Origin of the sequence: Treponema primitia (assembly GCF_046533075.1) — a bacterium.
Lineage (GTDB): Bacteria > Spirochaetota > Spirochaetia > Treponematales > Breznakiellaceae > Termitinema > Termitinema primitia_B.
In genome coordinates this window covers 50,709-65,904 of sequence record NZ_JAJQRB010000019.1, presented here as the reverse complement: position 1 = coordinate 65,904, position 15,196 = coordinate 50,709, and the positions used below count along the sequence as shown (strand labels likewise).

The window sequence follows — 15,196 nt, the reverse complement described above, 5'->3', positions numbered from 1 at the left end:
CTTTCCTTATTCGTTTTTGTGTACTAAATCGTACATCTGCTTTGCAGCAAAATATTTGTCCGCAGCTGTTGTAATGGCGCCGCCAACAATTATGATGGCGGGATGAGCCTGTATAATTTCCGGCAGGGTCGCAATGTTTACACCGCCGGCAACTGCGGTTTGGGCGTTTTTAACAACACCGTTTACGATGATAAGTTCTTTCAGCGGATTAATACCGGTATTTTGTATATCAAATGCGGTATGTACGCAGATATAGTCCACCCCTATCGTATCAATGTGCGTTGCGCGGCAAGCGATATCAGAACAAGCGATCATATCCACAAGGATTTTTTTGCCATATTTATGTGCGGTAGTAACTGCACCCTTTATTGTGGCATCATCTGCGGCGCCCAGAACGGATACTATATCCGCCCCTGCCTTGATAGCCATTTCGGTCTCTTCACTACCGGCGTCCATGATTTTAATATCTGCAAATATTTTTATATTAGGAAATTCGTTACGAATTTCCCGAACCGCATGAACGCCGTCCTGTACGATAAAAGGTGTTCCTATTTCAACAATGTTGATACAATCGATCACCCTATGGAGCAAACGTTTGGCATCCGGCAATGTGATAAAATCCAATGCTAATAACAATTCCATCATTTCCTCCAATGTTATGCTTTTTTAAACACAGGTTCCGGATTATTTTTCGGATACGCCTTCGGGATGACAGAATACAAGCGATAGGTTTCCATCTATGGCAGCTCCGGGAATGTTATAGGGAAGAAAAACTTCATCCCCCTTCTTCACCGACATTTTACCGCCATCAAAGAGGATCGCCCCTTCACCTGCCAGCACGATTCCTACCTGGGGAAAACCGGTAATACGGACACCCACTTTGCCCTGCACATCCGCCTGGGTAAAAGAAAAATAATCCGTCTGTTCCGGCCCAATAAGGAAATATTCCTTACCCCAGGGGCCTTCGCGGATTATTTTAGGCAGAATACGCCGGCGCCGGAGATTCTCTTCATAACTATAGCCTTCATAAACAAAAGCACCTAAGGTTTTTTCGTCATAGACCGCTTTACTGTCAACCAAAAATGGAGCAATAAGGCTGGATGATATATCGGCGCCATCGGGCAGTTTAGCAGTAAAGATTCGTTTTAATTCTTGCTGGTGAATGGGCATTACGGTAATATCACTGGGTTCCTGCACCTCAATGCAAAAACAACCCTCTCCCAGAGCATGGGGAGTACCTCCCCCGACAAAATAGGTTTCCCCTGCTTTAACAGGGATTTTATGACAGAGCTGCTCCAGCCCATTCAGATCCTCTTTGTTGTACAGTTCTTCCCATTTTGCCCGGGTAATTCCTTTTTTGAATCCCAACAGGATATAGGGCGGCTCCTTGGTGTCTTCCCGTCCACCGATCATGTACCAGCTTTCCTCTTTACCAAAATCGCTGTTCCACATTTTTTTTGCGAATTCCCGAGTAGGATGGGCCTGGAGCATATACTGTTCCTGTGCGTCCAGATACTTAATCAGCATTCCCAGATTAGTTCCATGCCTGGAAAAATGTTTTTTGCCAAGGGTGGCTTCTGGATTAATGGCAATGGCTTCAAAAAGAAACATCCTCCGGCCATCGGGCAGTACTACCTCTGAACATCCATGGTGGGGATCTTCCGCGGGGGCTTCCGCAGCTCGGGTAACCGAACCAATCCAGGCCTCTGAGCCATCCAGCGTATCCACAGGAGGATTCACCCCCCGCAGTTTATCAATTTCCCTACCCCCCGCGCCGCGGATTTTATTGGGGATCAGCTTCCAAGGCTGGTTGAAAATTTCAGTCATAACAGTCTCACTCCTCCCCCAGCACAATGATCTTCCCCGCAGCGAAGGTCCGCCGCACATCAATGAGCCGCTGGTTGGAGGAACCCCGGAAGCGGAGATCGATATTGCGCTGTTCCCGGATAAAGGGACCATCCACCAGAATGTCGGTGGTCATAATGAGCCGCCGCCAGTCAGGGTTGTCAGCGAACCACAGGTCCTCGAAGGTATAGCCCGTATAGGTCATCACCGAAAGGCCCAGGGCATGGACTTCCTCCGCCAGGACAGCGCAGACCCGGGCTTGGGTAAAGGGGTCACCGCCGGAAAGGGTAAGGCCGTCCAGGAGGGGATTGTCCCGGACAGCGTCCAAAATCTCCCCCACAGTAATACTGCAGCCGCCGGCAAAAGTTTGCAGATAGGCATTATGGCAGCCGGGGCAGCGGAAATTGCAGCCCTGGACGAACACTGTATAACGGAAGCCCGGACCATCTACGATGGACTCGGTTTCCATGCCGCCTATGGTAAGGGTCTCTTCCCGGACGGCGATTTGGTCTAAAACCTCGTTACGAGGCTGCGTTATGGTTAACATGGAAATGCTTTACCCTGTCCTTTTCTTCCGCCCGCTTAGCGTTGTTAAACCGGTCCAGGGTTCCCACCAGATAACCGGTGATACGCCTGATCCGCTCAAAGGGCACATCCCCCTCGGTACGGCCGCACTTGGGGCAGGTCTCGCCTATGATGCCCCGGAAACCGCAGACCGGGTCCCGGTCCAGGGGGTGGTTCAGGCTGCCGTAACCGATGCCCGCCTCTTTCATGGCCCGGACTATCTTCTCAAAAGCCTCGGGGTTCTTGGAGGCGTCCCCGTCCAGTTCGATGTAGCTGATGTGTCCCGCATTGGTCAGGGCATGGTAGGGGGCTTCAATGTCTATCTTCTTTAGGGCAGCAATGGGGTAGTACACCGGCACATGGAAACTGTTGGTGTAGTAGTCCTTATCGGTGACCCCCGGAATGACGCCGAAGATCTGCCGGTCCAGTTTGACGAAGCGGCCGGAAAGGCCCTCCGCCGGGGTGGCGATGAGAGAAAAATTGAGCTTCTTTTCCAGAGATGCTTCGTCCATACGGCTGCGAAGTTTGCTGATGATCCGCAAACCCAGGGCTTGGGCTTCCGCCGATTCCCCGTGGTGTTTCCCAATCAGCGCCTTAAGGCATTCCGCCAGGCCGATAAAGCCCAGGGTTAGGGTCCCGTGTTTGAGAACCTCCCGGATTTCATCCTCCCAGTCCAGCTTATCCGAATCGAGCCATATCCCCTGGCCCATGAGGAAGGGGAAATTCTTCACCCTCTTCCGGGCCTGGATCTCAAAACGCTCTATGAGCTGAGCTATCACCAGATCGGTTTTTTTATCCAGTTCGTCAAAGAATAGATCAAGGTTGCCGTTAGCCCGCAGGGCAAGCCGGGGTAGGTTTATCGAGGTAAAGCTCAGGTTGCCCCGGCCGTAGGTTACTTCCTGATCGGGATCGTAGATATTCCCCATCACCCTGGTACGGCAGCCCATGTAGGCAATCTCCGTCTCCGGCCGTTCCGGGTGGTAGTACTGGAGATTGTAGGGAGCGTCCTGGAAAGAAAAGTTGGGGAAAAGCCGCTTGGAGCTGACCTTACAGGCAAGCTTAAAGAGGTCGTAGTTAGGATCACCCTTATTGTAGTTGATCCCCTCCTTAACCCGAAAAATCTGGATCGGAAAAATCGGGGTTTCCCCATCCCCCAACCCGGCTTCGGTGGCCAGGAGTATGTTCCGGACGATCATCCGGCCTTCGGGGGAAATATCGGTTCCGTAATTGATAGAAGAAAAAGGTATCTGGGCTCCCGCCCGGCTGTGCATGGTGTTGAGATTGTGGATAAAGGCTTCCATCGCCTGGTAGGTGTTACGCTCAGTTTCTTTCAGGGCCGATGACAGGGCAAAGTCTTGGGCCCGTTTGATGGTGTCGGCATCCAGGCGCCGGGCCAGGATAAGCGCCTCCGCCTTACAGTACTCTTCGGAACCGCTCAGCTTAGGCCGCAGGGAACCGCCAAAAAGTTCCGCCTTCAGTACCGCTTCCAGTTCCTCCACATGGGCAAAGGCCAGGAGCTCCAGGGCCTTAAGCAGGTTCTGGCGATACATTTTAACGTAGGTCTTTGCCACCCCCGGGGCAAGTCCCCGGTCAAAGTTGGGGATACTCTGTCCCCCGTGCTGGTCGTTTTGGTTGGACTGGATGGCGATACAGGCCAGTGCCGAGTAGCTGCGTATATCGTTTGGTTCCCGGATGGCCCCATGGCCTGTCCCAAAACCGCCGGTAAAAAGCTTATTGATATCAATCTGGCAGCAGGTGGTGGTAAGGGTAAGAAAATCCAGGTCGTGGATGTGGATATCCCCTTCATGGTGGGCCTTGGCGTGGAGGGGATTGAGGATAAACAGCTCGTTGAACTGCTTAGCTCCCTCGGAACCGTATTTGAGCATGTGCCCCATGGCGGTATCGCCATCAATGTTGGCATTTTCCCGCTTTAAATCGTTGTCCTTCGCATCCTTAACAGTCAATTCCTCGTAGGTGCGCATCAGCCGGGTGTTCATTTCCCGGATCCGGGTCCGTTCCGCCCGATAAAGGATGAATTTCTTAGCCGCCGTACCCAGGCCGCTCTCGATCATCACCTGTTCAACCGTATCCTGGATCTCCTCCACCGCGGGGATCCTGCCTTTATAGGCCGCTTCAAGCCGACTAACGGCCCGTTCAGAAAGCGCCATGGCATCTTCCCATTCCATAGTACCGGTAGCCATCCCTGCCTTGTAAATAGCATTCGTTATTTTTTCAATATTAAACGGGGCCTCCCTTCCGTCCCGTTTTAAAATCCTCGTAGGCATTACTCCTCCCTCAAAAAATCCCCAAATCTTTTTATTTTATATTATATAATATTTCGACTGAAACATACACAGTATATAGCGTTATTTCGTATGATATTACTCTATCTGTAGTGCGTCAACGGGGATATAAAGAAAAATCAAGTAAATCTACATATTATTGGAAAAATACCGTATATTAGAAGGAAATGTATACAAGGGAAATTCTTGCCTCCCGGGGGACTCCAATTGAAAACGGCGCACCCATTCTGGGGACCTGGAAAGAGGCCTTCAATGAAGTGGATCTGCTGGAAATCCGGCGTCCCTTTTCGTTTCCCCTGCCCCGGGGATTACGGGATTTGCGGGTAAAGGAATGGGAATCCTTCGCCGTCCAGGATGATCATATATATTTGGAAGCCTTTCTGGCAAATATAAAGTATTACCGTGTTGCCCAGGTGGTCCTCTACGATAAGGAAAGCGGGGAGCGGCTGCGGTTTAATAAGGTTATTCCCTTCAGCGGATGGCATCTTCCCCGGAGTCTTTCGAATTCTTCGGTTTACAGCGGTTCTTACGGGTTTTTCTTCCGTATGCATAGTTGGCTTGATGCCAATACCATCAAGATAGATCTGGATATTGAGGCAACCCGCAAGCGGCCCTCCCTTACGGCTCATCTGGAATACTGCCTGAATTCCCTGAAGGCATCTCCCCTGGTGGTGAACCTGCCTTTTTCAGACCAGCGCTGTATGTACGCCTACAAGACATTCGCGGCGGTCCGGGGAGATATGGTTTTTGGGGGACGGCATATTTCCCTGGATCCGGAAAAAACGATGGGGGTTTTCCGGGATTATAAGGGTTATTTTCCCTACAGGATGCACTCAACCTGGTGTAACGCCTTTGGGGATACGGAAAAACTCCGATTTGGCTTCAGTATCGCCGAAAATCAAACCAGGGAGACCTTTAAGAATAATGAGAATGTTCTTTGGCAAGAAGGCGCCTTCGAGGAGACGGGACGGATGACTCCCCTGCCGCCGGTACGGATAACCATGCCCAAGGGAGTTGGATCCGATTGGGTAATCCAGGATGTGGAGGGGATGGTGGATCTTACCTTTACCCCCCAGGAACAAATACGCAGTTCCTTCAATTTATTTCTTACAAAATGGGAATATCATACCCCTTTGGGATATTATAATGGTATGCTGGTTAATGCAGCGGGTGAACAAATCCCGGTCCGTAATCTTTGGGGTTCGGGCGAAAAACTCTATCTTCGGGTATAAACATGGCAAAACAAAAGGCAATCTATGAACCCGGTGAATTAGACCGGGTACGGGGTAATTTAGGTTCCTTCGATCCGGCGGAGGCCAAACGACTAGTTGGGCTTCTGGGAGGAGAGGTGGGGGTTGAAAAGTCACCAACCCCGCCGCCGCCCCCCAAGACTAGGCATGAAACCGTAGACGTTCATGTAAAGGGCAAGCCCGGTAGTGGAACCGGCAGGAATCAGCCCAGACGGAGACCAGAAGCGCCCCTTCCGGGGGATACGGATATCGGAGATGAGGCCAAGCAAAAAACTCCAAGGAAGCCAAATCCTGCGGACGATCCCACCATACCGATCAGACAAAGCTACTGGGAGCGGGTAAAAATGGATCGCCTCTGCGGTTCAGCGGAATTCGATATAAAAAATCCCATACAGGTTCTTCAGTCTATGCTGAGTCTCTTCAGCAGACCGCCGGATGGGGTAAGCGCCGCCTTTGTAAACAAACGGATGAACGAATACTACAAGCACATTGAGCTTCTGGTAACCGTTACCCGGACCTTGCTGCCCCGGAATAATATCCTGCGGAACGAGCGGTTCAAACGGATATCCACCTCTGCCTATGGAATCGTTGATATTTTCCGCCAATGGAATATTGAAAAAATCGCCGGAGATCTGGCCAGGCTCCAGGCCAATCCCCGTGGCGCCCGGGTTGCGGATTTTATAGGGATCCTCAAGATCATATATAAGCCCCTCTTTCTTACGGAACAGCTGGATCTGGATAGCCATATCAAAGAAGCTTATCGGCTGCTATACAAAATACTCTTTATTGAAAACCCCACGGAGGCACAAAATAAGCAACAGGAGCAAATCCGTTCCGCCCTGGCTGCATTCGACATGATACGGCGGGATATACGGTTTCTTCTGTACCCCCTGCTCCTCAAACTGCTGTCAAATAAATTTTTAACCTACAATGCCTTCTTTACCGAACGGCGTAACCGGTTTATGGCCTTCCTTGAAGTAACCGAAGAGAACCGTCTTACTCCCCAGGACATCATTAAGGAAGAGACGATTACCGAAGAGATGGTCACCGGGTTAAAGGAGAACGAGGGGGACAGCGAAAAGGAAGATGAGGAAAAGGACGACACGAAGATCACCGAAGAGGAAAAGGAAAAGCGGGTTATCCGGGAAGCTGAACGGAAGGCCCTGGATCGGGGCATGGACACCCTGGAAACCTTGTTTCCCAAGGCAGGCTGGGAGAAAATGTCCGAGTTCCCCGATTTCTTCCCCTACTTTTCGGATATCTTCGACCTAAAAAAGAACTACGTCCTTATCCCTCCATCGGACCCCCTCCAGCAGGTTGTGATCCTGACCCGTATCCTGGAGGAACTTCTCTTTGGACTCCGGTATGTAAACTTCAGTACGATTACTAATTCCGATGGTTCTGTAGAAGATATCAGGGAAACCATGACTACTATTATGACCGACTGGCACTTCTATATTGATGAAGCCTTTGGGAAAGAGTACCTCCCCCGGCTGGCGGAATACTGCCGTATCCTGGACAGCCCCGCTGAGTCAAAGACATCCCCCTACGCAAAACGACTGCTCAATGAACTCCACTGGACCAAGCGGCTCTATTTCCTTCCCTATTACCGGTTTGAAGCAAGCGCCCCTCCGCCTTTCCAAAAAAAGGAAGTTATCGCCCTCTACCCGGAAATCCGGCGTCTTCGGAAGCACCTTACCGGTGTAGCGGCGGGGATAGAACAGGGTATTAAGGCAGGTCTTACGGATAACACCCATTGTGATGGGATTGAAAATCCCTGGGAGCCCTATGTTTTCCAGGTTCCCAATCCGGTATCCATCCGGCTGGACACCCTGCTGGGTAAGAAAAAAACCAACGCCAGTTTACTGTTCTATACTTTGGCGGTAACCGTGGTGTTGGATAATCTGGTAAACAATGACAGCAGCTGGGCTTACACCGGTGAACAGATCGGGGCTCTGTTTCGCAGCGTGAACGACAACGGAATTATCCCGGTTTTTGGGATTGACGAGAAAATAGATACGGAGACCCTATTTAAGCAGTCCCTTAAACAAGGCGGGGAAGATTGAGTTGAGGGGGGACCCGCGGTAGTCGCCCTTCTTTATTGCTCTGATAAAACAGTTTTTAGTGACGCCTTTACAGATGGATTTTCTGTATTTATATATTGTATTGAATTTTTATATTCTGATTTAATACCGGAAATAAATTCATCTACCCATGAAGGGGTTAATACTTTTATTTCGCTAAAATCAAGAATAATATCATCCTTGGATGCAAGTTCCTTAAACACATATGCTTTTGCCATTAAAAATGCTTCCTTTCCTGCCGGACGAGAAATGAGAATATCACCAAAGTTATTTATTTTTAAAACCATAATTATTTTCCTCCACCAAATCTAATAATTGCCAAACAACCTAATAATGAAATATCATTTTCATAAACATTTAGTCCGGCACTGTCTATTGAACAACAGCCTGAACCGGATTGAAAATATAAATGCCAGTTATTTTGCTGAATGCTTTCAGAAACAAACTTTAATCCATTACCCCTATTTTCAGGGGATCTCCCTGAAACCCTTTTTGTAAAGGCTATCTCTACAGCTTCTACGTCTGATTTAATTGAAGGCAAAACAGGCAGCAAGGATTGCTTTACACCTTTTCCATAATCTGCCAATACAATATAGTCTTGTCGATAAAATAAATTACAATATACACCCCGAGGAAAATTATTCTCAAATATAAAATTATGATCAAATGTGTTATTCCCAATTTCACCAATTACAGCTGCCTCTAAATATTTCCCCGTTTCCAAAGTATAACTCTGTATTCGTGCGGTAAAAATATCACGAGTTTTCGAAAAATGTTCATCGTTTTTTCCGAAGCAGTTTTTCATTTCAGAAACAACTGCTTCTGTGATTTCATGCTCTATCATGATATTTTATCCTCATATATCAATCAATTTACCACTACCGGTAAATGATAATATTTGAAATATCGTTTTTGAGTTAAATGTATCTTTATCGTGCAAAAAATATCCTTGATATTGCTCATAACGGTATTATTTCATCTGTCTATCCATTTGTCAACATATCCCCTCATCAAGTTTCCCTCCACGGAAATGCTTGAACGAATTGCTGAAGTCCTGGGAATTGAAACTATTGCCTTATTTTCAAAGGATATTAACCTACCCCCAAACCATGAAAACCTACCGGAAGGCGACTTTGAATAACCCTCAAGGAGGTGATAGGGCAGTTTATCAATAGTCTATACTCTGTTTTGGCCATTTTCTTTTATTTTAAAACTAATAATAGCCGCTAACAAAGAAAGGGAGGCATCAATTACCCACATAAAAAAGAAACTACCAGTAACATCCATAACCATCCCACCTACCCAAGCGCCAAAAAATGACCCTATTTGATGTGTTACAAATATCATTCCAAATAAAGTGCTAAAATATTTTTCCCGTACAAAACGAGCTGTAATATCACCTGTCGGCGGTACTGTGGCGCCAAAAGTAAATCCTGCAACTATTGAAAAAATGATAAATACGATTATTGTCTTAGGAACTATTAAATATATTCCTATCAAGAATAGTCGTATCGTATATAATCCAGTGAGTATATTTTTTAATTTAATATATTTCCCCAATATACCAACTAAAACACAACCTGCAATATTACATATTCCTAGAATTGAAAAACAAAGCGCAATAACTGAGCCACTATATTTATAAAAGCCTATTTCACCCGGCAAATGCGTCGCGAGAAAAGCAACATGAAATCCACACGCAAAAAAGCCAAAATGCAAGAATAAATAACTAGGGATTTTAAAAACAGATATTAATTCTTTTCTAATTCCGTCGTTGTCAAGTATTGTGTCGCTTATATTAGAAGTGGTAACTTCTTCACTGGTGACCGTAATTTTTGTACGACATAAAAACCACGATGGTATAATAGATAACACAACCGCGCAGGCTAAAAAAATACAAGCCCCATAATAACCGTAATTATTTATACAAATCTGTATCAACGGAGCTAAAATAAATTGTCCGGCTGATCCTCCAGCATTTATTAAACCGCTGACGATTGTCCTTTTTCCATTGGGAACAGCCTTTGAAATATGTCCTATTAAAATTGGAAAACTGCTGGCCGCGGCGCCAGCAGGTGTAAGTAATCCAAAACAAATAATAAGCAACAATGTTGTGTTTGCAATTTTTATACCTAATAAACCTATAATAAGGCATACCGCACCGCTAAACAAGATGGTAAATGTTCTGTATTTTGTTGTTAATATCCCGCCTAACGGCTGAAATAAACCAAAAGTAAATTGCCCAATTGCCATAGCCATACTTACATCAGTAAGGCTCATAATTGTATTTTCTACAATAGGACTTACAAAAAGACCTATTGTATTACGAATACCTGTTGAAACTAAAAGAGTCGCAGTCGCAAAAATTGTTGGTTTTAAGAAACCGTTATCTTTATTATTCAAGCGCATTTCTCCTTTAATTTTATTATGATGCTCTATTTTTTTGAATTCCGTCAAGGCAAATGAAATATCATTTTCGGGAGTTACGCGGCCATCCTAAATCCGCCCCAGCCGCCGCCTAGCCTCGTCCGTACTTATGCTTTTCCGCACCGCCCATTCCTCAAGCTGATCCTCCCCAGCCGGGGTAGCGCTAAAATACCGGGCGCCGGTGTTTGAAAAAACCATGCCGCACACCGATGCTGCGGGTACTATCATGGCAGATTCGGTGAGGGTAAGACCGCAGCGTTTCTGCGCTTCCAGCAAATTAAAGGCGATCCGTTTGTCCTGATGGTCCGGACAGGGGGGATACCCAAAGGCAGGGCGTATGCCAGTATATTTTCCTGCAAGTACATCCGCTATCGGCAGGTTTTCTTCCCCCGCATAACCCCACCATTCCCGGCGTATGCGGAGGTGGATTTCTTCCGCAAAGGCTTCGGCAAGGCTGTCCGCCAGGGTGCCCAGGAGCAGGGCCCCGTAGTCATCGTGACGAGCCCGGTACGATGCGGCGGCTTCTTCCAGACCGAAGCCGGCGCTGAGGGCAAAAAGGCCCAGCCAGCCGCCACTGTTACTGCTGCCGGTCTTCGCTTCCGGCAGGAAATCCGCCAGACAGGGATTTGGTACCCCGGCCCGCTTTTTCTCTTGGTTACGCAAAAAGGCGAAGCGGGCGGGTTCCCGATCCGGGCCGTATACCAGGACATCATCCCCTTGGGAACCGGCAGGAAAAATACCCAGGACCCCACGCAGTTCAAGGAGCTTTTCGGCGCTTACCTTGGCGAGCAGCTTCCCGGCGTCTTCCAGCAGTTTTTCCCTGGCAATATTCTTTTCCACACTAAGACTGCCATGGCCATCCACACTCCAGATGCGCAGAAATCCATCCCAATCAATATAGGGAATAATCCGTTCAAGGGGATACCCGTTTACGTCTATGAGACCCTTTGTTTTCGGCTCCCGGTTTGGAGCGGCGCTCTTAGGAACACTGTTTTTCCGGGCCGCTTCCAGGGGGATAAGTTCGATCTTTGCGGCTATTTGTTCGTGCTGTTCCACCGCCTGACGATAACGTTCCTCCAGTTCCTCCATAAACCGCGGCCGCTCGTTTGCCGACAGCAGGGAGCGGACAACCCCGGCGGATTGTCCCGCATCGTTCACATACACCACGGGGCCGGAATATTCCGGGGCAATCCGCAGGCTGGTATGGGCCAGGCTCGTCGTAGCGCCGCCTATGAGCAGCGGGATAGTCATCCGCCGCTTCTCCATTTCCCGGGCGGTACGAACCATTTCTTCCAGGGACGGGGTGATAAGCCCCGAAAGACCAATAACACCGGCGCCCTCTTTTTCCGCGGCATCCAAAATATCCTCTGTAGAAACCATGATCCCCAGATCCTTTACGGTGTATCCATTACAGCCCAAAACAACACCAACAATATTCTTACCGATATCGTGGACGTCCCCCTTAACCGTGGCCAGGAGTATCGTTCCGCCGCTGCTTGTGCCGGCTGTTTTTTCCTGCTCAATAAAAGGTTCCAGAACGGACACCGCCTTCTTCATCACCCGGGCGCTGCGTATCACCTGGGGGAGGAACATCTTCCCTTCTCCGAAAAGCCTGCTCACTTCCCGCATACCCCGCATCAAGGGACCCTCTACCAGTTCCAGCGCCCGGGTCCGCAGCTTGCCGCGCAGTTCCAGTACGTCCCCTTCAATATGGTCGTCGATGCCCTTAACCAGGGCGTGAACCACCCGTTCTTCTACGTCCAGGGACCGCCAAGAAGCGGCATTCGTCTTAACGGTATTTTCCGCGCCGGACTCATCCCCGGCGTCCTTTATCGCTATGGCCAGGGTTAATAGCCGTTCCGCAGCGTCGGGGCTTTTACAGAGAAGCAGATCCTCTATAACGTCCCGCAGGCCGGGCTCAACATCACTGTAGGGGACAAGGGCGCCGGGGTTTACTATCGCCATGGAAAGGCCCGCTTCAAAAGCGTGTTTCAGAAAAACTGCGTGCATGGCCTCCCGCACCTTATCGTTGCCCCGGAAACTAAAGGAAAGGTTGGTAATGCCGCCGGAAATCTGTGATTCGGGACAATGTTCGCGTATCCATTGGCAGGCGCGGATAAAATCCAGCCCGTACCGATCGTGTTCGGGAATTCCCGTGGCAACCGATAGTACGTTGGGATCAAACACGATATCCTCCGGTGGGAATCCGTCCCGTACCAGGAGTTCGTAGCTGCGTTTGGCGATTTCGATTTTCCGTTCATACTCCGCGCCCTGGCCCCGCTCGTCGAAGAGCATCACCACCACCGCTGCGCCGTAACGCCGGGCAATCCGGGCCTTTTTGAGGAACTCCGCCTCCCCCTCCTTCAGGCTGATGGAATTCACCAGCCCCTTTCCCTGGAGGAGCTTAAGGCCCGTCTCGATAAGCTCCCAGCGGGAACTGTCTACCATCACCGGGACCCGGGCTATGTCGGGATCCGAAAGTGCAAGATTGAGGAATTGCGTCATGGCGGCAGGGGCGTCCAGGAAAGGATCGTCCATGCCCACGTTGATAAGCGCCGCCCCTTGGTCTATCATGTCCCGAACCATGGTCAGGGCCTCAGTATAATTTTCTTCTTTTATGAGCCGCAGAAATTTTCGGCTTCCCGCCACATTGGTCCGCTCCCCAATCTTTGTCAGCCCCTGCTCCCGGTTAACCGTAAGGGGCTCCAGTCCCACCAACATCGTTCGCCGCCGCTTTTCCGTGATTATCCGGGGCGTGTAGTTTTCGGCTTTAGCTGCAATGGCGGCGATGTGATCCGGGGTGGAGCCGCAGCAACCCCCGATAATGTTCACCAGCCCTTCCTTCATATATTCTTCAACCGTTGCGGCCATGGTTTCCGGGGTTTCATCGTATTCGCCGAAACGGTTGGGCAGCCCGGCGTTGGGGTAGGCGCTTATCAGGCAGGGAGCAATGTCCGCAAGGGCAGCGACATGGGACTTAAGCTTTTCGGCGCCGAAGGAACAGTTAAGGCCGATGGCCCAGAGTTTTGCATGGGCTACCGAAAAAGCGAAGGCCTCCACGGTCTGTCCAGAAAGGAGCCGGCCCGCAGCATCGGAAACCGTTGCAGAAAGTATCAGGGGCACATCGAGATGCCGTTCCTCCAGCAGCCGGTTAATGGCGAAAACGGCAGCCTTTGCATTGAGGGTATCGTAGAGGGTTTCGGCCAGAAGGATATCCGCACCGCCGTCCAGCAATCCCCGGGCATTGTCGTAATAGGCCGATTCAAGTTCATCCCAGGTAACGCCCCGTTTACCGGGGTCGTCCATGTCCGGAGACATGCTGCCGCTCCGGGTAGTCGGCCCGATGCTCCCCGCCACAAACCGGGGCTTATCGGTCGTGGAAAATTTGTCCGCAGCCTTACGGGCCACTGCGGCTGCTGCAACGCTGATTTCATAGGCCAGATCCGCCAAGCCGTAATCCGCCAGGGATACTGCCGTGGAATTGAGACTGCAGGTCTCGATAATGTCCGCCCCGGCTTTGAGATATGCTTCATGTATAGATGAAATTATCTCCGGCTTGGTCAGACAGAGCAGATCGTTGCACCCCAGGAGTTCCGTGGGGTGATCCTTAAACCGTTGGCCCCGGAAATCCGCCTCTATGGGCTTAAAACGCTGGACCATGGTCCCCATTGCCCCGTCCAGGATGAGGATTCGCCGCGAGGCCAATTCTGTAAGCTGTTCCCGAATATTCATTCCCGGATTATACCAAAAAAATGCTTTACTGGGCAGTGGTTTTCTGCCGAAACTTGACAATGAGGGTGTCAGAAAATATACTTTTAGGGTACCGTCTCTTAAAAAGGAAAGCGAACATGAAATTACCCCAGAGGTTTTTAGCCTTTTCCATACTTATCGGTGTCTTGTTGATCCCCGGAAGGGTACATGCACAGAGTTTTTTACCGGATATACTCCTTGATTTTGTAAAAATTGAAGGCGGTTTTTTTATCATGGGGAGTCCTCTGTCGGAAGTTTCCCGGCAGAAGGATGAAACCCAGCATCAAGTAATGGTCGGCGCCTTTTATATGGCGAAAAACGAAGTAACCCAGCGGGAATATGAACAGGTGATGAGGACAAACCCCAGCAGATTTATTGGAGCCAGCCTTCCGGTGGAACGGGTCAGCTGGTATGACGCCGTGGCCTACTGCAATGCCCGGAGCATTATAGAAGGGCTCATCCCCGCCTATGTAATGCGGGAAACAGAAATACTCTGGGACCATAACGCCGATGGATACCGGCTCCCCACGGAAGCGGAATGGGAATATGCCTGCCGGGCGGGTACCACAACGGCTTTCCACACCGGAAGCAACATAACCGCAAACCAGGCGAATTTTGACGGAAACTACCCGTATAACCGGCACGCCAAAAGCCGGTACCGGAGACAGACCACCACGGTAAGAAGCTTTGCCCCCAATGCCTGGGGTTTATACGATATGCATGGCAATGTGTATGAGTGGTGTTGGGATCAGTACAAGGAGTACAGTAATACCGGCGCCCTGGACGGTTCCCTATGGAACCCCGCAGTAATGCGCGGCGGAAGCTGGTACAGCGAAGCACGGTTTCTGCGTTCCGCAAACCGGATATTAGAAGACCATACCGAAAAAACTGATTACATCGGTTTCCGGGTTGTCCGTTCCGCTTTATAAAGGGAGAAAACAATGTTCCCCAATTTGCAACGAAGTTTGAAGAG

General features: G+C 49.6%; 11 protein-coding genes. 3 read left to right on the top strand and 8 right to left on the bottom strand.

The window, feature by feature from the left end; translation table 11 throughout:
• Positions 1-6: 6 nt before the first annotated feature.
• The 4 genes from hxlA to LQZ19_RS03775 are packed head-to-tail and all read right to left on the bottom strand — an operon-like array spanning position 7 to position 4,694.
• On the bottom strand, positions 7-645 hold the full coding sequence (hxlA, locus tag LQZ19_RS03790) for a 3-hexulose-6-phosphate synthase (protein ID WP_411046320.1): 639 nt from the start codon (positions 643-645) through the stop codon (positions 7-9).
• A 39-nt stretch (positions 646-684) separates the two neighbouring features.
• Complete coding sequence (locus tag LQZ19_RS03785) at positions 685-1,827, bottom strand: class I mannose-6-phosphate isomerase (protein WP_411046319.1); 1,143 nt, start codon at positions 1,825-1,827, stop codon at positions 685-687.
• A 7-nt stretch (positions 1,828-1,834) separates the two neighbouring features.
• A complete protein-coding gene (locus tag LQZ19_RS03780; protein ID WP_411046318.1) occupies positions 1,835-2,392 on the bottom strand; it encodes a 4Fe-4S single cluster domain-containing protein in 558 nt (185 codons plus the stop codon).
• On the bottom strand, positions 2,367-4,694 hold the full coding sequence (locus LQZ19_RS03775) for an anaerobic ribonucleoside triphosphate reductase (protein WP_411046317.1): 2,328 nt from the start codon (positions 4,692-4,694) through the stop codon (positions 2,367-2,369). Before LQZ19_RS03775 ends, LQZ19_RS03780 begins: the two co-directional genes overlap by 26 nt.
• 185 nt (positions 4,695-4,879) lie before the next feature.
• On the opposite strand from LQZ19_RS03775, the gene LQZ19_RS03770 reads away from it, so the two are divergent.
• Both LQZ19_RS03770 and LQZ19_RS03765 read left to right on the top strand, forming a co-directional pair.
• Entirely contained in the window at positions 4,880-5,944 is a 1,065-nt protein-coding gene (locus LQZ19_RS03770) for a DUF2804 domain-containing protein (protein ID WP_411046316.1), read from the top strand.
• Positions 5,945-5,946: 2 nt separating this feature from the next.
• Positions 5,947-8,028 carry a hypothetical protein gene (locus tag LQZ19_RS03765; protein ID WP_411046315.1) on the top strand — a complete coding sequence of 694 codons (2,082 nt, stop codon included), beginning with the start codon at positions 5,947-5,949 and terminating at the stop codon, positions 8,026-8,028.
• Positions 8,029-8,060: 32 nt separating this feature from the next.
• On the opposite strand, the gene LQZ19_RS03760 is transcribed toward LQZ19_RS03765, so the two are convergent.
• The 4 genes from LQZ19_RS03760 to metH all read right to left on the bottom strand — a co-directional run bounded on the left by LQZ19_RS03760 (position 8,061) and on the right by metH (position 14,205).
• On the bottom strand, positions 8,061-8,333 hold the full coding sequence (locus tag LQZ19_RS03760) for an STAS-like domain-containing protein (protein ID WP_411046314.1): 273 nt from the start codon (positions 8,331-8,333) through the stop codon (positions 8,061-8,063).
• Positions 8,334-8,335: 2 nt separating this feature from the next.
• Entirely contained in the window at positions 8,336-8,890 is a 555-nt protein-coding gene (locus LQZ19_RS03755) for a hypothetical protein (RefSeq protein WP_411046313.1), read from the bottom strand.
• A 332-nt stretch (positions 8,891-9,222) separates the two neighbouring features.
• A complete protein-coding gene (locus LQZ19_RS03750) occupies positions 9,223-10,449 on the bottom strand; it encodes an MFS transporter (protein WP_411046312.1) in 1,227 nt (408 codons plus the stop codon).
• Between the two features lie 93 nt (positions 10,450-10,542).
• Positions 10,543-14,205, bottom strand: a complete 3,663-nt coding sequence (gene metH / locus LQZ19_RS03745; RefSeq protein ID WP_411046311.1) for a methionine synthase — start codon at positions 14,203-14,205, stop codon at positions 10,543-10,545.
• A 116-nt stretch (positions 14,206-14,321) separates the two neighbouring features.
• Between metH and LQZ19_RS03740 the strand changes: the two genes are divergently transcribed.
• Positions 14,322-15,152: a formylglycine-generating enzyme family protein gene (locus LQZ19_RS03740; protein WP_411046310.1), complete on the top strand. Its 831-nt coding sequence runs from the start codon at positions 14,322-14,324 to the stop codon at positions 15,150-15,152.
• The last annotated feature ends 44 nt before the right edge of the window (positions 15,153-15,196 follow it).